Raw genomic sequence first — 21,446 nt, 5'->3', positions numbered from 1 at the left:
TCGCTTAGCGTGTATTATTGCAGAAATGACCACGGAACCCCAGCTGGGCTGGGAAGTGCCGCTGTGGTTGTGGGAAACTCACGCGCCGGATTGGGAGCAGCCTGGGCTTCCGTTGCAGGGAACCGGCTTCCTGTCAGCGCCGGGCGATGAGGCTGATGATTTTCGTCATTCCCTGAACCAGCTTGAAGTGGCACTGGTACAGCAGGGGATGCAGCAGACGCTCAATGACCGCAGGCATACATTCCTGTTGCAACTGGCCCACAGCCTCCGTGATGGCGGTACTGAACGCCTGACGCACACGCTTTCACAGCTGGCAGAAGGCGCACGTTCTCTGCCGCTCGGCGGGATGGTTTTCAGCCCGGCCATCACCTCGGGCGCGGCCTCCTTACGGCATGCCTGGCAACCGGGTAAAGCCTGGCTGGATTTACTCGCGCAGCGCTGGCGAAAACCGGTAGCGACCGGCGTGTCGTGGCGCAAATCCTTACTGCTGACCTGCACCTGCCTGCTGGCGTTCTGGCTGGCGGCAACGGTCTTTTCCTGGGCAGCGAACCTGCGTCTGATGCAGGCTGATCAGCAGCTGGCGCAGAATGCCACTGATACACGCCAGCCATTGCCGACGCGGCTGATGGCGCTTTACCAGCTGCAACATGAAATTGAACGCCTGCAACACCGCCAGAAATACGGTGCGCCGTGGTATATGCGCATGGGCCTCAGTCGTAACGATGACGTACTGGACGCGCTCTGGCCGTACTGGCAGCAGGCGGCGATGCCATTGTTGCGGGATGCGTCAGCACAGCACCTGTCCTCACTGATGAACAGCTGGCGCAATCTGCCGCCAGACGACCCGCAGCGAGCCACGCAGTCGAAAGTGATGTATGACCAGCTTCGGGCGTACCTGATGCTTTCCCGCCCGGATAAAGCTGACCCGGCTTTCTTCAGCACGACGACCATGCAGTTCTGGCCGCAGCGCGAGGGTGTGCAGGATGGCACATGGCGAGCGGTTGGTAACAGCATGCTGGCGTTTATGATGCAGAACCTTCCTACGCACATGGAATGGCGAACCATCCCGGATATGCGTCTGGTCAGCGGTATGCGCTCAGCCCTGCTTCGCCAGATAGGGGCCAGCAATGCGGAATCCACGCGCTATCAAAAGATGCTTGAACAGGTATCCCGTGATTATGCGGATATGACGCTGAGTGCAATGGTTAATGGTACGGACAGCAGCCAGCTGTTCAGTACCGACGTGAGTGTACCGGGCGTATTCACGCGTAAGGCCTGGGAAGAAGAAGTGCAGCCTGCCATCGAGAAGCTGGCAAAATCGCGCCGGGAAGAAATTGACTGGGTCCTCAGCGATGCACAGCATTCCAGTGACACCGCCGATACGGTTTCCCCGGATACGCTGAAAGCCCGGCTGACGGCGCGATACTTCTCTGATTATTCCGGGGCGTGGCTTAAGTTCCTCAACAGCCTGCAATGGCATCAGGCCGGAAGCCTGTCTGAGTCAATTGATCAACTGACGCTGCTGGCTGATGTGCGGCAGTCACCGCTGATTGCGCTGATAAACACCCTGAACGTGCAGGGCCGTGCCGGGCAAACCGGGGGCGACCTGACCGACTCGCTGGTGAGTTCAGCAAAAAACCTGATCCACAGCGACAAGGCGAAAGAGGCCATTCAGCAGGCCGGGAATGAGGCGCACGGGCCGCTGGATGCGACCTTTGGCCCGTTACTGTCGCTGACGGGCGGGAACGACTCACAGAATAGCCTGAGCCTGCAAACCTTCCTGACCCGCATCACCCGTGTTCGCCTGCGGCTTCAGCAGGTGACGAATGCGCCCGATCCGCAGGCGATGATGCAGTCACTGGCGCTGACCGTGTTTCAGGGCAAGGCGGTCGATCTCACTGACACCCGTGACTACGGAAGTCTGATCGCCGCGAGTCTTGGTCAGGAGTGGAGCGGCTTCGGCCAGACTGTTTTTGTGCAGCCGATGATTCAGGCCTGGGAGCAGGTGCTTTCCCCAACCTCAGCGAGCCTCAACAGCCAGTGGCAAAGCGATATCGTGACCCCGTGGAACGCGTCTTTCGCAGACCGTTATCCGTTTACCGACCGTCAGAGTGAGGCTTCACTGCCCGAACTGGCGCAGTTTATGCGCTCTGACACCGGGCGTATTGCGCAGTTTATCCAGACCCGTCTGGGTGGCCTGCTGCGACTTGAAGGTGATAAGTGGGTGCCGGATGCGATGAACAGTCAGGGGCTGACCTTTAACCCGGCGTTTCTCGACGCGCTAAACCGCCTGACCCGCGTGGCAAATGTGGCCTTTGCTCATGGCGACGTGGAGCTGCATTTCCAGCTGATGGCGAAGCCTTCCCGCGATGTGGTGGAATCCGACCTGACGCTGGACAGACAGAAACTCCAGTATTTCAACCAGGAAGAAAGCTGGCAGACCCTGACCTGGCCGGATAACCGCTGGCAACCCCAGACTACTCTTACCTGGCGTACCGTGAAAACCGGCGCGCGTCTCTATTCCGATGAGCCGGGAAGCTGGGGCTTCATTCGCCTGCTGGATAAAGCACTGGTGACGAGTCTGGGCGACAACCTCTATCGCGTGGCCTGGATCACCCCGGACGGCGTGGCGCTGAATTACCAGCTGCGCACGGAGCTGGGGAAAGGGCCGCTGTCACTGCTTGATCTGCGCGGGTTTGTGCTGCCATCACAGATTTTCTCGTCCGGTGGCGCTGCCACTGCGGGAATCCGCACTGGAGGTGAATAATGAACATCCGGCCATCCCGTTATTTGTGGTTATGCCTGCCACTGTTGCTGCTGAGCAGCTGTGGCCTGTACCAGAAAACAAAGCAGGGTACACAGAGCGTGGCGAAAGCGATTTTCTATCGCCAGGTGGAGACACTGCACCTGAGCTTCGCTGCCCGAAGTGCCATTAACGCCGATGACGCGCAGCAGGCGATGCCGCTGCGTATCCGTGTCCTGCAACTGAACGACCGCAAGACCTTTGATAACACGGAATACACCGACCTGCTGACACAGCCGGATTTGGTGCTGAAGGAGTCGCTGCTGACACAGCGCCAGCTGAGCGTTTATCCCGGTCAGACGGTCAACCTCGATATTCCAGTGGATGAAAAAGCGCAGTTTGTGGCGGTGGTCGGGCTGTTCCGCAAGCCGGACAGAACCCGTGGCACCTGGAAGCAGGTGCTGAGCCGCGATGCTCTTGACCCGGATGAGCCGCGCGTCATTGAAGTCCGTGATAACACGCTGCTGCTGAAACCGGTGAAAGAATGAATGACCATGATTTTCTGAAATATTTCGACAGTGAAATGCGCTGGCTGAAGGCGGCGGCGCGTGAGTTTGCTGAACAACATCCGGAGGCCGGTCGGCGGCTGGGTATCGACCGACAGTCTCATAAAGCTGATGATACCGTAGAGCAGCTGTTCCAGGGCTTCTCGCTGATGATGGCCCAGCTCAGGCGCAAGCTGGATGACGATATCCCGGAGCTGACGGAGCCGCTGCTGGGCCATCTGCTGCCGATAGCCAACCGGACACAACCCTCGATGGCCGTGGTCGAGCTGACCCCGGAAATGGTTGCGCAGGTCAGGGATGTGGTGATCCCCGCAGGCACGACACTGCTGACCCGGCCAATGGATGATACCGGGCTGCGCTGCCCGTATCGCACGACCGATGAACTGGTACTGCACCCGCTGGAGCTGCACAACGTCCGACGACAGTTTCACACTGACGGCCATCAGGTGCTGACGCTGCGGTTTTCATTCAGCCAGTACGCCGACCCGTCGCAGACGGATTTGAGCCAGATCCCGCTCTATATTCACGGTGATCGGCCCTTACAGTCGATGCTGTATCTGGCGCTGACGCATCATGTCTCGCATATCACGGTGCGCCTGCCACAGACCGGTAATCTTGACCCGCAGCCGTTTCACGGCAAGCTGTCGTCGCGCTGGCAGCAAAACTGGTCGTCAGTCTGGCCGGAAAGCGACAGCCCGGCGCTGTGCGGTGAAGTTCGCCCGTTACTGGAATACTTCAGCTTTCCGGCCCGGTTTGCGTTCTTTACCCTGACAGGCCTTGAAACGCTGCCGCTCGGAGAAGACTGTCAGCATTTTGAGCTGGAATTTCATCTGAGCAAACCACTGAACCGGGATATTCCCGTGCCGGAAGATATTCTGCGTATCCACTGTGTACCGCTCATCAATCTGTTTACCCTCAACGCTGAACCCCTGAAGGTGGAACCCGCACAGCTGGATTACCGGCTGCGGCCACACCGGCTTCGCGATCATCACACTGAAATTTACAGCGTGGATAAGGTGGCCGCGAGCGAGACGCTGGACAAGCGTCAGTATGTGCCGTACCGGCAATTCCGGCACAAGGGCGGGATGTTGCAGCGTAAGGAGAGCTGGCCGGAACGGTACTTTCATACCCGTATCTGGCGCGGCGTAAGTGGTCTGCATGAGACGTTGCTGATGCTGGGCGGTACGTCCGGTGAGCAGGATCTACACGAAGAAAATGCCACGCTGTTTATGAACATCACCTGTACCAACGGCAACTATCCGCGCATGACGCTGGATGCTGCGGTCTTTGATGGCGTAACCATGACCGGCAATCATACACTGCGCTGCCAGACCCGGCATGCGCCCTCTATGCCTTGTTACCCGCCGTTATCGCAATTGCACCAGTGGCATATCATGGCGCAACTGCATCCCCGCGCCCTGAGCCAGATGATAAGCGATGCCGAAAATCTTCGGGCGGTCTTGCAGCTGTTTAACTGGACGGAAGATGAGAACAACCGTCGCCGGATTGAGGGTATCCGGGAGGTCAGCTATCAGCAGGCGTACAATTCTTCCCGCAGCTGGCACGGCGTACGCATTCGCGTCGCACTGGATGAAACACAGTTCAGTGGCGTGGGTGATGCGCGGTTATTCTGCGAATTGCTGGAGCAGTTCTTCACACAGTACGCCAGCGTTATTCGCTTTACGCAGCTGACGGTGGTGCTCACCGAGTCCGCCACGGAATGGGTGTGGCCGGAACGCCGGATTGACAGGGTGCTGATGTGAACGACGCTGAAGATAAAAAAACGTTGCCGCCTTTCTGGCTCGACAGCGACGGCAACGATCAGACTGCCCGGTTCAATTTCTACCGCTTCTGTCAGCTGCTGGAGAAGGCTGGCGGGAACTCGCTGGGTACAGGTTTTTATCCTGACAGCGACCCGGTGCGCTTCAGGCCCGATCCCCATTTAGGTTTTCCATCCGGCGAACTGAAGCGGACTGAAATCGACCCGGATAACCCGGATGCCCCGCCGACCGTCAGAACAAAATTTCTGGGATTGTACGGCGTGGATTCGCCGCTGCCGACTGCCTACATTGACGATATCAACCAGGGGCGGGAAGGGGCTGATGCAATGGCCGCGTTCCTTGATATCTTCAATCACCGGCTGATGACGCAGTTTTACCGTATCTGGAAAAAATACAGTTACCCCGCAACCTTTGAAGACGGCGGCACGGATAAGTTCTCCCGCAGCCTGATGGCGCTGACCGGCATTACCCACAGTCGGGAACTGCCTGCGTCACGCCTGCTGGCAATTATTCAGCCGTTGCTGCATCCAACCCACACGACTGAAGGTGTGGCCGCAGTGATCCGCAGCCAGGCTCCGAATACACAGGTGAAGGTCATCCCGCATCACCCGGTCTGGATGCCGGTGGCTGAACGGGCGCGACTGAAGATTCACGGAGGAATGACGCTGGGAGAACGTCCGATTCTGGGGGATGAAGTCGAAGATGCAAACTACTGCATGCGGATTGAAATGAGCACCGAGGATGCCGATGAGGCGAAAGGGTGGATGCCTCGGGGCCAGCTGCGCAGGGACGTGTTTGCGCTGCTGGAAACGTACCTGGGATGTGATTATGATGCCAGCCTGCACCTGACCATCCCGATTCGCCTGCTGCCTCGTCCGAGGCTTGGCGACCCGGATCTCTTTTCGGGGTACAACATCATGCTCGGGCTTCGGGATGACAATGAAGATCAGATGCCGCAGACGATGCGGATGAGGGTAGGGAAACTTCGTGGCAAGGACTTTGACGACTGACAGCTGGCGGGTAAACGTTCCGGTTAATCTGCATACGGAGGCAGAAACGTTCCTCGGATACCTGCGCCTTATACCAGCGATGAAACCTGTTTGTTGCCCGTGGTGCGCCGCAAAAAACTTCGTTTTGCGCGATCCGCGACTGTATGAATGCCGCAACTGTAAGCGACGTTTCACACCCTGGACAGGCACACCTTTCGCTAATTGTCGTCATCAGGATTCATGGTCGGCTTATGCTGTTTTGCGGCTGGCCGGACTCCTGCCGGGAAAAGCCGGTGATACGGCTGGTTTAAGTCATGGTGCTCAGACCTACCGTGAGGAAGTGCTGGAGGATCTTATTGTCCGGCGATGGCCTTTGCTACTGGCATGCTGGCGAGGATTTGTCGGCAACCAGAAGCCCGTACCGCTGCGTACCACGCCATTTTCCAGCAAGGAAGAAGCGGAAGCGCACCATAATCACGAGTATGTGCAGTGCCTTGAGTGCGGCAAGCTATTTTCGTCTGTGGGAACGCATGTTCGTATGGCCCATGATATGACCGCGATGGAGTATCGTGAAAAATGGCAGATCATGAAGAAAATCCCCATATCGGGTTTTGCCAAACGGCGACAGCACTCTGAATTCATACGAAAACAAATAGAAGTTGGCAATGTCGATCCGGTTGCGCTGGTTCAGGCCATGCATGAAGCCAATGCCCAAAATGGCCGTAAAAAGCCCTTTGTCACGAAGTACATAGCTGAAATGCACACCAAAAGACTGCAAGCACAGCGGCTCTGGGAGCAGTCACCGGCGATAAAGATGCTGGATGAAAACACAAGGCTGGCGGCGGTTGCCAGAATGCAGGCACGAAAGGAAACTGGCGAGAAAGTGAAAGATATTGCTCTTGAGTTAAGCGTCGCGTGCCAGACGTTGTATAGCTGGCTAAAGAAGTATGGTTAGCACCAAAAATTGAGCGAAATTAGGGTTATCGGGTCGCGCAAGGGACGCCGGGCTTCATCGACTGCGCCACCAGTGCGATTTTGAAGTCGCGGGGGAAGTTGGGACGTCGTGGTCGTTTGCGGGCGACAGGGATTTCGCAGAGCGCAGGGACTACGGGAAGAATGGACGATTTTCGGGAGTTCTGCCAGTAAAGGCGTTTATCCAGGTTTTTTGCGTTGATCCGTGGCGGCAAAGGCCAGGAGAGACCGGCTTTCCTGAAGCGAACAAAGAGATCGCAGGCCGTGGTTTTGGGGATGCCTAACCGGCGTCCGGCCTCAATGCGCGGCAGTTTTTCTTCAAAGTGGAGGCGAAGTACCTCGAGAAGCCATGTCCGGTGTTTCAAGCGATAGTGTCCATTAAAAAATGATCTGCGCCCCAGATCTTGGACAACTTATGCAGCCTGACTCAATCGATATTGTACCGGACTAAGACCGCCAAGTTTTTCCTTTATCCTCAATTGGTTATAATAATCAATGTAATCGATAATGTCTCGCTTTAAGTCATCCACATTTTTATATTCATTGAGGTAATAACATTCTGATTTCAATGTTCCAAAAAAACTCTCTATCACTGCATTATCAAGGCAATTTCCCCGACGAGACATACTCTGGGCGATGCCACTATCTTTTAACCATCGTTGCCAGCGTGACATCTGATATTGCCAGCCTTGATCGCTGTGCAATATTGGGTGTTCGTCTTTCGGCAACTGTTTCAGCGCATCCGTGAGCATAGTCTGCACCATTGAAGGTAGAGGGCGGTTAGCGAGGTTATAAGCAATGATTTCGCCATTATAAAGATCCATGATGGGCGACAAATACAGCTTTTTGCCATTCACTTTAAACTCAGTGACATCTGTGACCCACTTCTCGTTGGGGCGTTCTGCGTCAAACTGGCGTTTCAGGAGATTATCGCAAATTCGTCCTTGTTCTCCTTTATATGAACGGTACTTTTTGACGCGAATCAGGCTGCTAATACCCAGTTCCTTCATGAGTTTTCTAACGGTTTTGCCATTAAGTAAAACCCCCTCGTTACGACATGCCAGCCTGATGCGTCTGTAACCATAGCGACCTTTGTGCTGGTGATAAATTTTCAGCACAAGCGCTCTGGCAGACTGGTATCGGTCCGGAGCCGCAAGACGTTTTACATGATAGTAAAATGTACTCCGGGGCAGCCCAGCAACGATTAACAATCGGGACAATGGCCATTCCTGCCTTAGTTCACTTACAATGCTCACTTTTTCCTGGGCGCTGAGCATGTTTTCTGCTGAACCAAGGCCTTCAGCTTTTTTAAGTAGGCATTCTCGACCCTGAGTTGTTCAAGTTCCTCTCGCTCAACATCGGTTAATGCTGGCTGTGGTGGGACTGGCGTGATGCTTTTATCTGGCACTGGGATGATCTTTTGATTTTTTCGGGTGAAAGCATCCTCGCCATGTTTTCTGTCAACGACGGGTAAAAAGTGATCCACTTACATCTCCACCGACGGTCTAATATTGATCCACCGTTTTACTCAGGATTAGCCTCAGCGATAACCCCGGCCTTGCGTTTCTGTTTCAGTCGATAGCTCTCTCCTTTTATTTGAACTACATGTGAGTGGTGTAAGATCCGGTCCAGCATCGCCGATGTCAGGGCTGCATCACCGGCGAACGTCTGGTCCCACTGCCCGAACGGCAGGTTGGATGTCAGGATCATCGCGCTTTTTTCGTAACGTTTGGCGATGACCTGGAAGAACAGCTTTGCCTCTTCCTGACTGAACGGCAGATAGCCTATTTCATCGATGATGAGTAGCTTCGGCGCCATAACGCCACGGTGAAGCGTTGTTTTATAACGGCCCTGGCGTTGCGCTGTGGACAACTGAAGTAACAGATCTGCCGCAGTAGTGAAGCGAACCTTGATGCCCGCCCTTACCGCTTCGTAGCCCATCGCTATAGCCAGATGGGTTTTACCCACACCGGACGGCCCCAGCAGTACGATGTTTTCGTTGCGCTCTATGAAGCTCAGTGAACGCAGCGACTGGATCTGCTTCTGCGGCGCACCGGTGGCGAAGGTGAAGTCGTATTCTTCGAACGTTTTCACTGCCGGGAAGGCCGCCATCCGGGTATACATCGCCTGTTTACGCTGATGTCGGGCCAGTTTTTCCTCATGAAGCAGATGCTCCAGGAAGTCCATATAGCTCCATTCCTGATCCACTGCCTGTTGTGACAGAGCGGGTGCGGCGCTGATAAGACTGTCCAGTTGCAACTGTTCAGCAAGTACCATCAGCCGTTGATGTTGCAGCTCGACCATCATGCGACTCCTCTGCTGAACGTGTCATAGATAGACAGCGGATGATGCAGTGGCTGCCTGTCGAAGGTCACCAGGCTTTCGTCTACCTGCACGTCATACTGTTTTTTCTCCGGCGGCAGAGCCAGCATGGACTGCTGTTCTTCGATCCAGCGATCGCAGGGGCGGGTCTGGATAGTTTCATGCTTCCTCTGGTTGGCAACATCGTGCAACCAGCGCAGGCCGTAGCGGTTGGCTGTTTCAACGTCAACGGTGATCCCCATCGGGCGCAGGCGCGTCATTAGCGGGATGTAGAAGCTATTGCGGGTGTACTGCACCATCCGCTCCACCTTGCCTTTAGTCTGTGCCCTGAAGGGGCGACACAGTCGTGGAGAGAAGCCCATCTCTTTGCCGAACTGCCACAGGGATGGATGGAACCGGTGCTGGCCGGTCTGGTAAGCATCACGCTGCAGCACTACAGTTTTCATATTGTCGTACAGCACTTCCCGTGGCACACCGCCGAAGAAGCTGAACGCATTGCGGTGGCAGGATTCCAGCGTGTCATAGCGCATATTATCAGTGAACTCGATATACAGCATTCGGCTGTACCCCAGAACGGCAACGAACACGTGAAGGGGGGATTTGCTGTTACGCATGGCGCCCCAGTCAACCTGCATTTGCCGTCCGGGCTCGGTTTCGAAGCGAACGACAGGCTCCTGCTCCTGAGGGATGGCAAGTGAGCGTATGAACTCTCTCAGGATGGTCATGCCACCACGATAACCCTGCTCCGCGATCTCGCGGGCGATGACCGTTGCAGGAATTTTATAAGGATGGGCATCGGCGATGCGTTGCCGAATATAGTCCCGGTATTCATCCAGGAGTGAATCGGCTGCGGGACGCGGCGTATATTTTGGCGGCTCAGACTGCGCACGCAGATAACGCTTTACGGTGTTACGGGAGATACCCAGTTCCCTGGCTATAGCCCGACTGCTCATACCCTGCTTATGCAGGATTTTAATTTCCATAACTGTCTCAAAAGTGACCATAAGCTCTCCCGAATCAGGAGAGCAGATTAACCCCTGGATCTGATTTCAGGCGTCGGATATGGATCACTTTCGCACCGTTGGTAACATTTTCTATATTTTTCAAGCCAGGTACATACAGTACCAAAGGCTGGTATCCCATGTTTTACCGCAGTTTCACGAACAGAGAAGCCATCATCCACAACTTCTTTTACTACCATAAGTTTGAAATCAGCAGAGTAGCGTCCCTTTTTACCCGTAAGCACACCGATCCCATGCTCCCGGTAGGCATAAGCCCATTTTCTTACCGTGCAAGGGCTTATGTCGTACATCCTGGCTACAGATTTCAGACTCAACTCATCTTCCAGATACTTCTCTGACACTTCCTTTTTGAATTCCAATGAAAATTTTGCCATGCGCCCTCAGTTTTTGATCTGGTGTCTAACTTTTGGGGCGCACTACATTTTTTAATGGACACTATCGCTTGAAACACCGGACATGGCTTCTTGAGGTACTTCGCCTCCACTTTGAAGAAAAACTGCCGCGCATTGAGGCCGGACGCCGGTTAGGCATCCCCAAAACCACGGCCTGCGATCTCTTTGTTCGCTTCAGGAAAGCCGGTCTCTCCTGGCCTTTGCCGCCACGGATCAACGCAAAAACCTGGATAAACGCCTTTACCGGCAGAACTCCCGAAAATCGTCCATTCTTCCCGTAGTCCCTGCGCTCTGCGAAATCCCTGTCGCCCGCAAACGACCACGACGTCCCAACTTCCCCCGCGACTTCAAAATCGCACTGGTGGCGCAGTCGATGCAGCCCGGCGTCAGCGTGGCACAGCTGGCCCGTGAAAATAACATTAACGACAATCTCCTGTTCAACTGGCGACGTCGTTATCAGCAGGAGCTGTCAGGGACTCCGGCCAGCACGCCAGCACTGCTCCCCGTGACGCTGACCGCTACCGAAAGGCAGGTCAGCCCGCTGACACCCTCTGCGGAAGAGTCTCCCTGCTGCGAACTGGTTCTGCCCGCCGGTACGCTGCGTATTAGTGGAAAGCTGACGCCAGAGCTGCTGCAGATGCTTATCCGGGAAATGCAGGGAGGATGCCGGTGATATCACTCCCTGCGGGCTCCCGCATCTGGCTGGTCGCCGGCGTGACGGACATGCGCAACGGCTTCAATGGCCTTGCTTCCAGAGTGCAGAACACGTTACGGGATGACCCCTTCAGCGGGCATCTGTTCATCTTCCGGGGGCGTCGCGGCGACATGATAAAGGTGCTGTGGGCGGACCGGGACGGCCTGTGCCTGTTCACCAAACGCCTGGAACGGGGGCGCTTCGTCTGGCCGGTGACCCGCGACGGCAAAATCCACCTGACGCCGGCGCAGCTGTCCATGCTGCTGGAAGGCATTAACTGGAAGCATCCGCAGCGAACGGAACGCCCTGGAATACGCCTGTAACCTGCTGTAAAGTGGGGTTATGGAGACCTCATACCCTGATGAAAACGCCCGGCTCAGGGCGCTGCTGCAGGAGCAGCAGACCACCATCCGCAAAATGGCGGAGTATAACCGCCTGCTCTCACAGCGGGTGGCGGCGTACGCCAGCGAAATTAACCGGCTGAAGGCGCTGGTCGCTAAGCTGCAGCGGATGCAGTTCGGCAAAAGCTCCGAAAAGCTGCGTGAGAAAACGCAGCGCCAGGTGCGCGAGGCAGAGGAGCGCATCAGCGCCCTGCAGGAGGAGATGGCGGAGGTGCTGGGAGAGCAGCATGACCCGGTACTGCCCCAGCCGCTGCGCCAGTCTTCCTCTCGCAAACCGCTGCCGGCATCGCTTCCCCGGGAAACCCGCACGCTGTCGCCGGCAGAAACCGCCTGTCCGGAATGCGGTGGCGAGCTCACTGCGCTGGGCTGCGACGTATCGGAGCAGCTCGAGCTTATCAGCAGCGCCTTTAAGGTTATCGAAACGCAGCGGCCGAAGCTGGCCTGCTGCAGCTGCGACCACATCGTTCAGACACCCATGCCTTCAAAACCCATTGAGCGCAGCTATGCGGGGCCCGGCCTGCTGGCGCGCATCGTCACGGCGAAGTTCGCCGAACATGTGCCTCACTATCGTCAGTCAGAGATATACCGTCGTCAGGGTGTTGAACTGAGTCGTGCCACGCTGGGGCGCTGGTCCGGCGCGGTCAGCGAACTGATGGAGCCGCTGTACGACCTGCTTCGCCAGTACGTGCTGATGCCGGGTAAGGTGCATACCGACGATATCCCTGTGCCGGTGCAGGAGCCGGGCAGCGGCAAAACCCGCACGGCCCGGCTGTGGGTCTACGTCCGGGATGACCGTAACGCGGGGTCACAACTTCCACCGGCGGTATGGTTCGCGTACTCGCCGGACCGGAAAGGCGTGCATCCACAGCAACATCTTGCCGGGTACAGCGGTATCCTGCAGGCGGACGCGTACGGTGGCTACAACGCGCTGTACGAAGACGGCCGCATCACCGAAGCGGCGTGTATGGCACACGCCCGCCGAAAAATCCACGACGTCCACGTCCGCCTCCCAACAGATATCACAACCGAAGCACTGAGGCGCATCGGCGAACTGTACGCCATCGAGGCGGAGATACGCGGCAGTCCGGCAGAGGAAAGGCTGGCGACCAGAAAAGCCAAAGCCATACCGCGGATGCAGTCGTTGTATGACTGGATACAGGAACAGATGAAGGTGCTGTCGCGCCACTCGGATACGGCGAAGGCGTTCGCCTACCTGCTGAAGCAGTGGGACGCGTTAAACCTGTACTGCAGCAACGGGTGGGCGGAGATCGACAACAACATCGCGGAGAACGCACTACGTGGCGTAGCCCTGGGCAGGAAGAACTGGCTGTTCGCGGGTTCAGACGCGGGCGGTGAACGTGCTGCGATCCTGTACTCGCTGATCGGCACCTGCCGGCTGAATGGTGTGGAGCCGGAGGCGTGGCTGCGCTATGTCCTGGGACATATCCAGGACTGGCCGGTAAACCGGCTGCGCGACCTGCTGCCGTGGAAAACCGATCTCACATCTGCATAAGCGTCAATACGGTCTAGATGTGACGCTTACCCTGATTCTACCCATTAACTGAAGAAAAAACACGCAAGTTCAATAAGGCCCGACATCAACAACCAGCCTCGGCACTCGCCGGGGCTTTTTTACATCCAAAAACCAAAGGCCCCGGTCGTTGCAAGCGATGCGGGGCCTTTTACTTTCCACCGTTACGGGACTAACGAGGAACATGTGATAGATTTTAGCAAACTGATACGGGAGTTGCGACCAAGCTGGAAGTTTATCCTGCTGTGGCTGGTAGCAATCACCGCCTCGCTAGGGTATTTCATCGGTCAGGTTAGATGGTGGTAGCCTGCCTGAGTGGGATTTGCTTTAACTGACTTCCACCCACTCACCATTTTGGGTTTTTTCTACTTCGATAAGTGTATCAAACTGTCGCTGACACTCAGCCGGGTCTTCATCCCAGGACGGCATCTCCGAAAGCCAATTTTCTTCTGTATCAACCGATCCTGTCACGGGATTCATGAGAAATTTTTCAGTAGTCATAGCGATGGCCTCTTCAATTTTAAATTTACGATTTTTCAGCATGATGACGATATCCGCTGAAAGTTTTGCCGGGATGCGGTTATCACCGGACACCCACTTACGGACTGTGCGGTCTGACACGCCGAGCGCTTCCGCCATGTCAGTCTGCCAGCGCGACCCGAAAGCCGCCTCCCCGGCCGCAATTAACTGATTTTTATCCATTCTTAAGCCTTGGCGATTGACCATGTTGTTTTCAGCGCCTGAGCGAAAAATTCGCAAGCCTGAGCACCTGGGATGTTGGAAGCTATGCGGCGAGCGCGGGCCCATGCTTCGCGCATGATTGCACCTTTGTTGAATTTGCCATTGACAACCAGGATGGCTTTGAGTGCGGCGTTTTCGTTTACGAGTGCTTTTTTGAAGTTCATGGTGAATCCCCTTGGATTATCGGTCGGGACCAATTCCCTTACCGTGAAAACATAATAACAGGCCTAAATTTAGGAATCAATATTTTTTTCGAATTTTTTAGCCGACCCAATAGCAAGCCCGGTATCTTTGCTGCGGCGGTCGCCGCCACGCTTTGCCACCCATTCGGGGCCGCACTGTTCAAAATTTGAACTTTGATTCCTGAAATCTGAGGAATCAAAAACCACGTAATCAGCACTCAGGCTAAAGCCATCTTCAGCGTGGTCAGGTATTCATGACTGACCTGCTGGCGAGATTTTGAGCTACTCAAATTTGGGGAGCGCAAAGTTTCAACAATGATGTAATCCGTACCTTCCTTAACATTGGCATGCTGCAAGCCCCACACCAGAGGAAATAACAGCCAGTGATAAGTGGGGGTAATTTTAGTTTAGTGGGGGTTGTACGCCGGAACCGCCGGAATTTCCGCGACGCATCTTTTTGGCTCTCGTGTGCCTGTACGTTAGGCCACCGTTAATCGGACATCAAAAAAAGAGCCATTCATGGGAGAAAACTACTGATTGCTGCGTCTCATATATCTGGTACGCATAGATTCTCATTCATGGCTCCATAAACGTACACATCAGTACATGTTACCTACATGCTTTTTACTTCATCATTAAAAGCTGTTTGAACGACATCTTTGCGTTTCAGAAGTAAGTTAATCATTGAGTCAAGATGATTGATTTCATCCTGATACCACCGCAATGGTTCAGGTAATGGAATATCCGGGAAGAACCGATCTAACCCAGCTTCTTCCATCTTAAGAAGCCATTCTGGTTTCTTGCCTAAACGTTCTTCTAGTGTCAGGGATTCGTTGAGCCGATCATTGATGAGTTTTGTTACGCTGATGTTTTTATGCACAGCGATCTGCTTTAACGAATGATAAAGTTCAGATTCGATTGCTAAGTTTAAACGTTGTGTTGTCATTGCTACCTCCAATGTGTGTACCTATACAATACACATAATGATATCGCAAAAATACAATGAGTAAAGGTCTTTTTGGCGGCGGCCACTCAAACCGCAACAAATTCCCGATGCCGGAAATTTCGGCGGTTCCGGCGTAGAACCCCAATAGAACGTAACTGATTTTCAAGGCCGCAGAAGCGGCCTTTTTTATGCACCATAGCTAATTTACATCAATTGCGAGCCTGTACATTGCATCCATAGCCGCCGGGCACCTAATCTCGTTTGTCCGGTAATCGTAAGCCAGCATACCATCATGCGCCTGCGTGACGATGCAGGCCCCCTGGAGTTACCCGAATAACAGAGGAGGGGACCGAACCACCCCGGAACGGTCCCCGGCGAAACAGAAGGTACCAGGACCTCAGCTCCGGTATAATACTGCCAGATGAGTACACTTAAACCAACGGAGACGCGGAATGTCAGGCAGAAACAGAAAGAGCGGGAAGTCACCGGTTCCCCATGACGGGCTGTTTAAAACCTTCCTGACCCACACGGATACCGCCCGGGATTTTCTGGCTCTGCATCTGCCCGCAGAGCTGCTGCAGCTGTGCGACCTGACCACCTTGCAGCTGGAGTCAGGCTCCTTTATTGAGGAAAATCTGCGAACCTATTTTGCTGACGTGCTGTACTCCCTGAAGACCACGGAGGGTGAGGGATACATTTATACGCTCATTGAGCACCAGAGCAGTCCGGACAGGCATATGGCGTTCAGACTCATGCGGTACTCCATTGCCGCCATGCAGAAACACCTGGATGCCGGTCATGAGCAGCTACCGCTGGTTATTCCGCTGCTGTTTTCCCACGGTCGTGGCAGCCCCTGGCCCTACACGCTGAACTGGACAGAGCTGTTTGCCAGCCCGGGAACAGCACGAAAACTGTATACCGGTGATTTTCCCCTCATAGACGTCGGTGCCATTGATGACGATGAAATCATGAAGCACCGCCGGATGGCCCTGCTGGAACTGATGCTAAAGCACGCACAAACCCGCGACCTGGCCGAGCTGACTGAGCATCTGGTCACCCTGCTGATTGCGGGTTACACTACCGATGAGCAGCTGGTCACTTTAATGAACTGGATGCTGCAGACGGGAGACACAGCCAGACCCGAGGCGTTCCTGCAGGAGCTGGCCCGCCGATCACCGCAACACGAGGAGATTTTAATGACTATTGCACAACGACTGGAACAGAAGGCCCGTGAAGAAGGCATCCAGCTTGGCGAACAGCGCGGCATCGAGAAAGGTGAGCGCGAAGCGACCCTGAAAATTGCCCGCACGATGCTGCAGAGCGGCATCGACCGCAATACAGTGATGGCCATGACAGGTCTGACTGAAGAAGATCTGCGGCGCATCACCCACTGACGTTACCAGGGTGCCTGCGCGCGCCCCGTTCTTTACTGATCAACCAGCACTGATGGTCATCAGTTTCCAGTGGTCGTCATTACTGACGGCCTCCCAGCCACAGCTTTTAAGCAGCGCATTAAGCCCCTCGGCGCGCCCGCCAATTCTCGCAGGCACAGGTAGCACCTGCGTCCCGTCATCATTAAAACCGATATCCAGCGCGCTTTTCAGCAGACAGATACTGTTCACCGATGCCGATGGCAGAATCTTATTTCGACCGCTCCACTCACTGTCGCTGAGGACGTGATACCTCCAGTCGTACTGCTTCGCCAGCTCCAGTGCGTAGGTCAGGCGAAAAAGGTCGTTCTGCTCAGACAGTTCGCCGGTGCAGCTACGCCAGAGATAATCCAGCTTATGGCGCAGCCGCGCGCGAACGCCGAGCGTACGGCCCTGGTTGAGTATCCAGTCAACATCGGTGGCCACGTCACGTGAGAACCGGCGCTGTTTTTTTGCCTGGGCAAACCAGCGGGTAATAAACAGGTTTTCCTGCGACTCGGAGACAACCAGACCATCTTCCCGTGCTGTCAGCAAGGCAATCAGTGCACACCATGCGAGGTGCCCTGTTTCTTCTTTCATTCAGTCTTCATCCTTGTTTTTCCGGCACTCTGCTACGGCGTATCAGAGTGGAGTTACCGAAACCCTTTTCGCTTTAGCGTCTTCAATCAGTTGACGGAGCTCATCTACAGACAATGGCCTGGATTCATTGCCTCTGTGCACCATCGCATGACAGTTAGGGCACAGCGGAACCATATCCCTGCCCGGATCAATTTTATAGCCCTCGCCCATGGTTGCCAGGGGCGTAATGTGATGGACGTGGATGAAGTCTTTGCCCAACTCACCGTAGGTTTTTTCGAAATCAAATCCGCAGCCCTTGCAGACGGTACCATGACGCCGGATACAGGCTTTCCTTGCTTCAGGATCCCTCTCGTAGGCATTGACGGTAATGGCCTTTCTGGCACCTTCAGTGTACTGCTCAGGAAAGGTGAGCTCGTCCGGATAAGCGTGACCGGTAATATCGGCATACCAGACGCTCCCTTCCTTCCGGAGATAACGTTTTTCAATCTGATGTTCGAAATCTTTTATCGCGGCAACGTCAGGATTATCAGGCTTTGGTGAGTGAATCATGTTGAAGGTGTAAAGATCATACCCTTCGTTCAGGTACCCGAGATGTTCAATAGCCTGCGTGTAGCCCGGAAGTCTCTTTTTTTTGGCGCTGAACTCCCACTCTTCGCGCAGGATAACTGCGCGATCCTGTTCACGCTCAGATTCCCAGGCACCGAAAATCACTATCTGCCGGTCGTGGCTGATAAAAGACCAGCTCCAGCTCCAGTTCTTACAGGTTGCTCCCTCATTCTGTATAAACTGCTTTCTGTTCATTGTTTACTCCATTTGGCCGTTAACTCATTGAACGCCCAATCTCAAATACTGCAGCTGTGCGCCATGACTTGACCGTTTCAGTTTTCCTGTCGTCAACATACCAGTGAATACCGTCAGTTCTTATCCTCTCAAAAAGAAAAGACATATCCCATACATGCTGAGGAATAAGTGTTCCTTCCCCGGCAATAATTCCGGCTGTAATTGAATGATTCCCTCCCTCCACAAAACCAATACGCCACGGAAGCCACAGCTCGACGTAGTGGTTATTACGATCCTGCTGCCATGGCCTTCCTTTTGCGGTACCAATCCGGGAAACATTATTGATGTAACGCGACCTGCTCCAGGGCCAGGGCAGAACCATATCACTGGCCAGTGAAAGAGGATAATCCTGCGGATTACGTTCCCCAGACTTCATACGGTCATAATCCTGAACTTCTCTAATCCCCTTGAAGAAAAACTCTTCTGGGTCCATATCCGGGCGCGCATCAGTTCCCTCTTCTGCCACCGCAAGAAGAAAATCGCTTTGCAATGGGCGGACGATTACCCGAATAAAATCCGGCAAAGCCAGGATCGGCAACGATGACGCAACCGACAAAAGATGGTCAAAGTTATTTTTTGCTGCGATTACCATTCTGTGTTTATTGCTTACTTTCCAGAACATCCTTTTCTCCGGGTATCCATTTAGGGTTTACTCCCGCGCTATATGCCGTTTTCAGGGTGTTTGACCTTAATCGGATAACATTAATGCGATACCGCAAGAACGACAACTTAAAAGCGATAGCCGCTGACGCAAAATCAATCCGTTACGCATCTGGATTGATTAAATAATGCGCTTAACGTACAAAATTTTCCGATCTCCAAACTGACCCCTTTATGAGAGAATGAACCGGACAAGCACCGTAAACAGATATAACTGACACAGGACCTGAAGCATTCTCCATCCCCATATGTGATATCGCCACTTCTGTTTTTCTCTCGCATCGGCATCAGCAATCACCATGTCAGCCCGGCTTTTTTTTTGCCAGTCTCTGTACATGCGCCAGAAGAACCAGGGCCACAAGATAAGCAGTAAGGTTATTACCGTTTTTTCATATATCATGCTCATTATGTTTTGACCTGTGAAATCTTTTTCAGTTTATGTTCCGAAGAAGTTTAAGAAAGACAACATCCGCTGTTATTTAATCTTGCTGTTAAGCCGCACACAGATATGGCTTTACTACATTCAACCGATTGGGACCAGTGAATAAACCAGCAGTAATTGTAAGCCACACAGTCACTTCGCAGCCTGGTGTTCAAATTCACGTAATTCTGGTGTGTTCCCCTGACGTTCTCAGCTCTCCTGTCCCGGAACGAACCGCACCTGTTCCAGTAAATCAATGGCCAGCTGGAGGTAAAGTACCTGGTCCGGCGCCCATTTTCCGGTTTCCGCAATCTCACTGTGCAGCACGGCGACAATGTTTTCGCGGCGCGAATCATGGCCGGCTTCGGCCAGCATAAAAACGATGCTGCCGACCACCTGGCACATCTCTTCATGCTGGCGCATGAAAGCGTCTGAATACTCCATTCTGCTCTCCCTTAAACGATAACCCTGCTTCAGGTGTGATTATGCCGTGAAACGGCATGGAGGCGCAAAGCGCCGGAGGCCCCCGCAGCGAAGCGAGGACGAAAAAAGCATTACGGCTTCAGCCGTAATAACCCCCAGCCTGTAAAGCCCAGACAATCCAGCTTTAAGCCGCGAAGATGCCTCTGTGCGCCGCCGGAGTGGTCACGACAAGGCGTAGCCGCAGTCGGGGCGTATCTCCGCGTTAGCGGGCCGTAAGGGCCGCTTACGGGCGTGTACGCAATACTTCCAGCGATACCACCCACAGCAGGGAAGAAGTCTAGTTACAACATCCATCACTAAAAGCGACACCACTCCCGGCCTCCGGCCGGGGGCGGCGGCGCTTTTCAGGGGTGGGTCCCGGGGCAGGTGGTGCCGCTGTGCACGGTCTGCCGCTCTCATTGTTTTGTATGTTGTAACTATGCGCGCGCGACAGCGCCCGCTGCAACGCGGCGGGACCAACCTTTGTTGTTTCCGAACCGGCGCAGACGTGAGTCCGCTGCAGGGGCGGGCATTCTCCTGAGCCTGTCCACAGGGCAGGCGACGAACAGGTTATTTATTTATAAGAAGTAATCTTATTTATTTAAAAGAAGTACAGAGCTGGTTTTTAAAGGAAACCACGCACTTTGAAAATACGTCGGCTGGCGCTCTGTAAGCTGTACGGTTGTAACCTTACGGAAAGGTCCCTTGCAGTTAAATGTGAATAAATGGATTCAGCGACCGCAGCGGGCTCCGGTGGGCAGATTTCTGGCCGTTCTGATGGCCGGATGACGGGGATGCCGGTGCAGCTGGCCACCGTTCCGCTCAGAAAATGAGCGCCGGCGGGCTGCAGGCGTGGGAAATCCTCCGGCGTCAGCCGGATTTTTCATGAAGGAGGGTTATATGGGGACGGTGGCCAGTCGCGTGTAGTTGTTGCCCCGCGACATCAGCATGCGCTCTTTCACGCGCCGCTCAAGCTCGCGCTTCATCGCATCCAGCCCGCCGGTAAAGCGGCCGGTGGCGTACTCGCGCGTCAGCTGCTGTTTCACCAGCGTGACAATGTCCTGACGGGTTCTGCCCGCGTCGCGGCGCGCGCGGGCGCGCTTCAGCCCGTGCGACTTACGCTCGGTCTGGTAAACACGGAACCGCTCGCGCACAAAACGCCAGGCCTTCGCTATCAGCTCGTCCATCCCCAGCGGCTGGAGGCGCTGTTTTTTACGCTGCTGGTTTTCCCATTCGACGCGGCTGCGGCGGGCGGCCACCACGGCCACGTCTGAGACGTCCAGCGCCGAGAACAGCGCCGGCGTGAAGGTGATATCGGTCGGGATATTGCACCCAATCTGCGGGTCATATTCGGTCTGGTAGGTAATCAGACCCAGCTCCGCCATAAACCTGAGCGCCCGCGTGGCGCGGGTGATGGAGAGGTTCCCGCTCTTTGACTCCGTCGCCAGCCCGCACTCGATGGCCAGATTGGTGATGGAGCGCTGGACGCGGTTGGCCAGCGGGTCGTAGTGGAAGCAAAGCCCCTGCAGCAGCGCATCGATGGCACGACGGCGCAGCACCGGCGGCATGCGGTGACGCTTACCCAGCGAGCGCACGAACGCCACGTGGACGGAAAAATCAAAACGGGACGTGAAGCCTTCGGCTTTCGCCATCAGCTTACGACAGAACGGCAGCGTCTTCTTTCCTTCGCGCGGCGTGAATGCCGGATGCGGGTTTCTGACCTGCCGGTAATGGGAGAACAGGGTCTGAGCGTCAGTCACACCTTCCCGCAC

At 54.8% G+C, this 21,446-nt stretch carries 21 protein-coding genes and 2 pseudogenes; 9 read left to right on the top strand and 14 right to left on the bottom strand.

Annotated features, from left to right (window positions below; genetic code table 11):
• Positions 1 to 25: 25 nt before the first annotated feature.
• The 5 genes from KGP25_RS24530 to KGP25_RS24510 are packed head-to-tail and all read left to right on the top strand — an operon-like array spanning position 26 to position 7,034.
• Complete coding sequence (locus KGP25_RS24530) at positions 26 to 2,767, top strand: ImcF-related family protein (RefSeq protein ID WP_223540658.1); 2,742 nt, start codon at positions 26 to 28, stop codon at positions 2,765 to 2,767.
• Positions 2,767 to 3,291 carry a type VI secretion system lipoprotein TssJ gene (gene tssJ, locus KGP25_RS24525; protein WP_223540657.1) on the top strand — a complete coding sequence of 175 codons (525 nt, stop codon included), beginning with the start codon at positions 2,767 to 2,769 and terminating at the stop codon, positions 3,289 to 3,291. The genes KGP25_RS24530 and tssJ overlap by 1 nt, the downstream gene beginning before the upstream one ends.
• A complete protein-coding gene (tssF, locus tag KGP25_RS24520) occupies positions 3,288 to 5,072 on the top strand; it encodes a type VI secretion system baseplate subunit TssF (RefSeq protein WP_223540656.1) in 1,785 nt (594 codons plus the stop codon). The genes tssJ and tssF overlap by 4 nt, the downstream gene beginning before the upstream one ends.
• Positions 5,069 to 6,100, top strand: coding sequence for a type VI secretion system baseplate subunit TssG (gene tssG, locus KGP25_RS24515; protein WP_223540655.1), 1,032 nt, complete (start codon positions 5,069 to 5,071; stop codon positions 6,098 to 6,100). The genes tssF and tssG overlap by 4 nt, the downstream gene beginning before the upstream one ends.
• The gene (locus KGP25_RS24510; protein WP_223540654.1) at positions 6,078 to 7,034 is read left to right on the top strand and encodes a MucR family transcriptional regulator; all 957 of its coding nucleotides are present in this window, start codon (positions 6,078 to 6,080) and stop codon (positions 7,032 to 7,034) included. Before tssG ends, KGP25_RS24510 begins: the two co-directional genes overlap by 23 nt.
• A 46-nt stretch (positions 7,035 to 7,080) precedes the next feature.
• Here KGP25_RS24510 and KGP25_RS24505 read toward each other — a convergent pair.
• The 6 genes and pseudogenes from KGP25_RS24505 to KGP25_RS24480 all read right to left on the bottom strand — a co-directional run.
• Positions 7,081 to 7,416 (bottom strand): annotated as a pseudogene (locus KGP25_RS24505) (IS66 family insertion sequence element accessory protein TnpB); the annotation flags it as partial.
• A gap of 48 nt (positions 7,417 to 7,464) precedes the next feature.
• Entirely contained in the window at positions 7,465 to 8,328 is an 864-nt protein-coding gene (locus tag KGP25_RS24500; RefSeq protein ID WP_164472293.1) for an IS3 family transposase, read from the bottom strand.
• Entirely contained in the window at positions 8,304 to 8,537 is a 234-nt protein-coding gene (locus KGP25_RS24495) for a transposase (RefSeq protein WP_223540653.1), read from the bottom strand. The genes KGP25_RS24500 and KGP25_RS24495 overlap by 25 nt, the downstream gene beginning before the upstream one ends.
• Before the next feature lie 38 nt (positions 8,538 to 8,575).
• Positions 8,576 to 9,358, bottom strand: a complete 783-nt coding sequence (istB, locus tag KGP25_RS24490) for an IS21-like element ISSen3 family helper ATPase IstB (protein ID WP_032666787.1) — start codon at positions 9,356 to 9,358, stop codon at positions 8,576 to 8,578.
• On the bottom strand, positions 9,355 to 10,377 hold the full coding sequence (gene istA, locus KGP25_RS24485) for an IS21 family transposase (protein WP_223540652.1): 1,023 nt from the start codon (positions 10,375 to 10,377) through the stop codon (positions 9,355 to 9,357). The genes istB and istA overlap by 4 nt, the downstream gene beginning before the upstream one ends.
• 26 nt (positions 10,378 to 10,403) lie before the next feature.
• The gene (locus tag KGP25_RS24480; protein WP_223540651.1) at positions 10,404 to 10,769 is read right to left on the bottom strand and encodes a transposase; all 366 of its coding nucleotides are present in this window, start codon (positions 10,767 to 10,769) and stop codon (positions 10,404 to 10,406) included.
• A 68-nt stretch (positions 10,770 to 10,837) separates the two neighbouring features.
• On the opposite strand from KGP25_RS24480, the pseudogene tnpA reads away from it, so the two are divergent.
• The 3 genes and pseudogenes from tnpA to KGP25_RS24465 all read left to right on the top strand — a co-directional run bounded on the left by tnpA (position 10,838) and on the right by KGP25_RS24465 (position 13,395).
• A pseudogene (tnpA, locus tag KGP25_RS24475) lies at positions 10,838 to 11,460 on the top strand (IS66-like element accessory protein TnpA).
• Complete coding sequence (gene tnpB / locus KGP25_RS24470) at positions 11,457 to 11,804, top strand: IS66 family insertion sequence element accessory protein TnpB (RefSeq protein ID WP_143345776.1); 348 nt, start codon at positions 11,457 to 11,459, stop codon at positions 11,802 to 11,804. Before tnpA ends, tnpB begins: the two are co-directional and overlap by 4 nt.
• Before the next feature lie 19 nt (positions 11,805 to 11,823).
• Positions 11,824 to 13,395, top strand: a complete 1,572-nt coding sequence (locus tag KGP25_RS24465; RefSeq protein ID WP_223540620.1) for an IS66 family transposase — start codon at positions 11,824 to 11,826, stop codon at positions 13,393 to 13,395.
• A 345-nt stretch (positions 13,396 to 13,740) separates the two neighbouring features.
• Here KGP25_RS24465 and KGP25_RS24460 read toward each other — a convergent pair whose 3' ends face one another.
• The 3 genes from KGP25_RS24460 to KGP25_RS24450 all read right to left on the bottom strand — a co-directional run bounded on the left by KGP25_RS24460 (position 13,741) and on the right by KGP25_RS24450 (position 15,282).
• On the bottom strand, positions 13,741 to 14,115 hold the full coding sequence (locus tag KGP25_RS24460) for a helix-turn-helix domain-containing protein (protein WP_223540650.1): 375 nt from the start codon (positions 14,113 to 14,115) through the stop codon (positions 13,741 to 13,743).
• A gap of 2 nt (positions 14,116 to 14,117) precedes the next feature.
• The gene (locus KGP25_RS24455) at positions 14,118 to 14,318 is read right to left on the bottom strand and encodes a hypothetical protein (RefSeq protein ID WP_223540649.1); all 201 of its coding nucleotides are present in this window, start codon (positions 14,316 to 14,318) and stop codon (positions 14,118 to 14,120) included.
• A 631-nt stretch (positions 14,319 to 14,949) separates the two neighbouring features.
• On the bottom strand, positions 14,950 to 15,282 hold the full coding sequence (locus KGP25_RS24450) for a hypothetical protein (protein WP_223540648.1): 333 nt from the start codon (positions 15,280 to 15,282) through the stop codon (positions 14,950 to 14,952).
• Between the two features lie 452 nt (positions 15,283 to 15,734).
• On the opposite strand from KGP25_RS24450, the gene KGP25_RS24445 reads away from it, so the two are divergent.
• The gene (locus KGP25_RS24445) at positions 15,735 to 16,676 is read left to right on the top strand and encodes an Rpn family recombination-promoting nuclease/putative transposase (protein ID WP_223540647.1); all 942 of its coding nucleotides are present in this window, start codon (positions 15,735 to 15,737) and stop codon (positions 16,674 to 16,676) included.
• A gap of 39 nt (positions 16,677 to 16,715) precedes the next feature.
• On the opposite strand, the gene KGP25_RS24440 is transcribed toward KGP25_RS24445, so the two are convergent.
• The 5 genes from KGP25_RS24440 to repA all read right to left on the bottom strand — a co-directional run bounded on the left by KGP25_RS24440 (position 16,716) and on the right by repA (position 21,446).
• Positions 16,716 to 17,291, bottom strand: a complete 576-nt coding sequence (locus tag KGP25_RS24440; protein WP_223540646.1) for a DUF2913 family protein — start codon at positions 17,289 to 17,291, stop codon at positions 16,716 to 16,718.
• Between the two features lie 42 nt (positions 17,292 to 17,333).
• Positions 17,334 to 18,092, bottom strand: a complete 759-nt coding sequence (locus KGP25_RS24435) for an HNH endonuclease (protein ID WP_223540645.1) — start codon at positions 18,090 to 18,092, stop codon at positions 17,334 to 17,336.
• 19 nt (positions 18,093 to 18,111) lie between these two features.
• Entirely contained in the window at positions 18,112 to 18,753 is a 642-nt protein-coding gene (locus tag KGP25_RS24430) for a DUF6710 family protein (RefSeq protein WP_223540644.1), read from the bottom strand.
• Positions 18,754 to 19,422: 669 nt separating this feature from the next.
• Positions 19,423 to 19,656 (bottom strand): DUF2767 family protein, encoded by a 234-nt coding sequence (locus KGP25_RS24425; protein ID WP_223540643.1) that lies wholly within the window; start codon positions 19,654 to 19,656, stop codon positions 19,423 to 19,425.
• 914 nt (positions 19,657 to 20,570) lie between these two features.
• The gene (gene repA / locus KGP25_RS24420; protein ID WP_123061002.1) at positions 20,571 to 21,446 is read right to left on the bottom strand and encodes an incFII family plasmid replication initiator RepA; all 876 of its coding nucleotides are present in this window, start codon (positions 21,444 to 21,446) and stop codon (positions 20,571 to 20,573) included.

The sequence above is a fragment of the Enterobacter sp. JBIWA003 genome, assembly GCF_019968825.1.
Classification (GTDB): Bacteria; Pseudomonadota; Gammaproteobacteria; order Enterobacterales; family Enterobacteriaceae; genus Enterobacter; species Enterobacter quasiroggenkampii.
The sequence above is the reverse complement of the archived record's forward strand: the minus strand, read 5'-3'. Positions and strand labels throughout refer to the sequence as shown.

Bases quoted from the DNA above. Each gene is read 5' to 3' on its own strand.
- KGP25_RS24425 (WP_223540643.1), bottom strand. From the start codon at position 19,656: ATGGAGTATTCAGACGCTTTCATGCGCCAGCATGAAGAGATGTGCCAG.
- KGP25_RS24440 (WP_223540646.1), bottom strand. From the start codon at position 17,291: ATGAAAGAAGAAACAGGGCACCTCGCATGGTGTGCACTGATTGCCTTG.
- KGP25_RS24435 (WP_223540645.1), bottom strand. From the start codon at position 18,092: ATGAACAGAAAGCAGTTTATACAGAATGAGGGAGCAACCTGTAAGAAC.
- KGP25_RS24460 (WP_223540650.1), bottom strand. From the start codon at position 14,115: ATGGATAAAAATCAGTTAATTGCGGCCGGGGAGGCGGCTTTCGGGTCG.
- istA (WP_223540652.1), bottom strand. From the start codon at position 10,377: ATGGTCACTTTTGAGACAGTTATGGAAATTAAAATCCTGCATAAGCAG.
- KGP25_RS24480 (WP_223540651.1), bottom strand. From the start codon at position 10,769: ATGGCAAAATTTTCATTGGAATTCAAAAAGGAAGTGTCAGAGAAGTAT.
- KGP25_RS24465 (WP_223540620.1), top strand. From the start codon at position 11,824: ATGGAGACCTCATACCCTGATGAAAACGCCCGGCTCAGGGCGCTGCTG.
- KGP25_RS24430 (WP_223540644.1), bottom strand. From the start codon at position 18,753: ATGTTCTGGAAAGTAAGCAATAAACACAGAATGGTAATCGCAGCAAAA.
- KGP25_RS24500 (WP_164472293.1), bottom strand. From the start codon at position 8,328: ATGCTCAGCGCCCAGGAAAAAGTGAGCATTGTAAGTGAACTAAGGCAG.
- KGP25_RS24530 (WP_223540658.1), top strand. From the start codon at position 26: ATGACCACGGAACCCCAGCTGGGCTGGGAAGTGCCGCTGTGGTTGTGG.
- istB (WP_032666787.1), bottom strand. From the start codon at position 9,358: ATGATGGTCGAGCTGCAACATCAACGGCTGATGGTACTTGCTGAACAG.
- KGP25_RS24450 (WP_223540648.1), bottom strand. From the start codon at position 15,282: ATGACAACACAACGTTTAAACTTAGCAATCGAATCTGAACTTTATCAT.
- KGP25_RS24445 (WP_223540647.1), top strand. From the start codon at position 15,735: ATGTCAGGCAGAAACAGAAAGAGCGGGAAGTCACCGGTTCCCCATGAC.
- tssF (WP_223540656.1), top strand. From the start codon at position 3,288: ATGAATGACCATGATTTTCTGAAATATTTCGACAGTGAAATGCGCTGG.
- KGP25_RS24455 (WP_223540649.1), bottom strand. From the start codon at position 14,318: ATGAACTTCAAAAAAGCACTCGTAAACGAAAACGCCGCACTCAAAGCC.
- tssJ (WP_223540657.1), top strand. From the start codon at position 2,767: ATGAACATCCGGCCATCCCGTTATTTGTGGTTATGCCTGCCACTGTTG.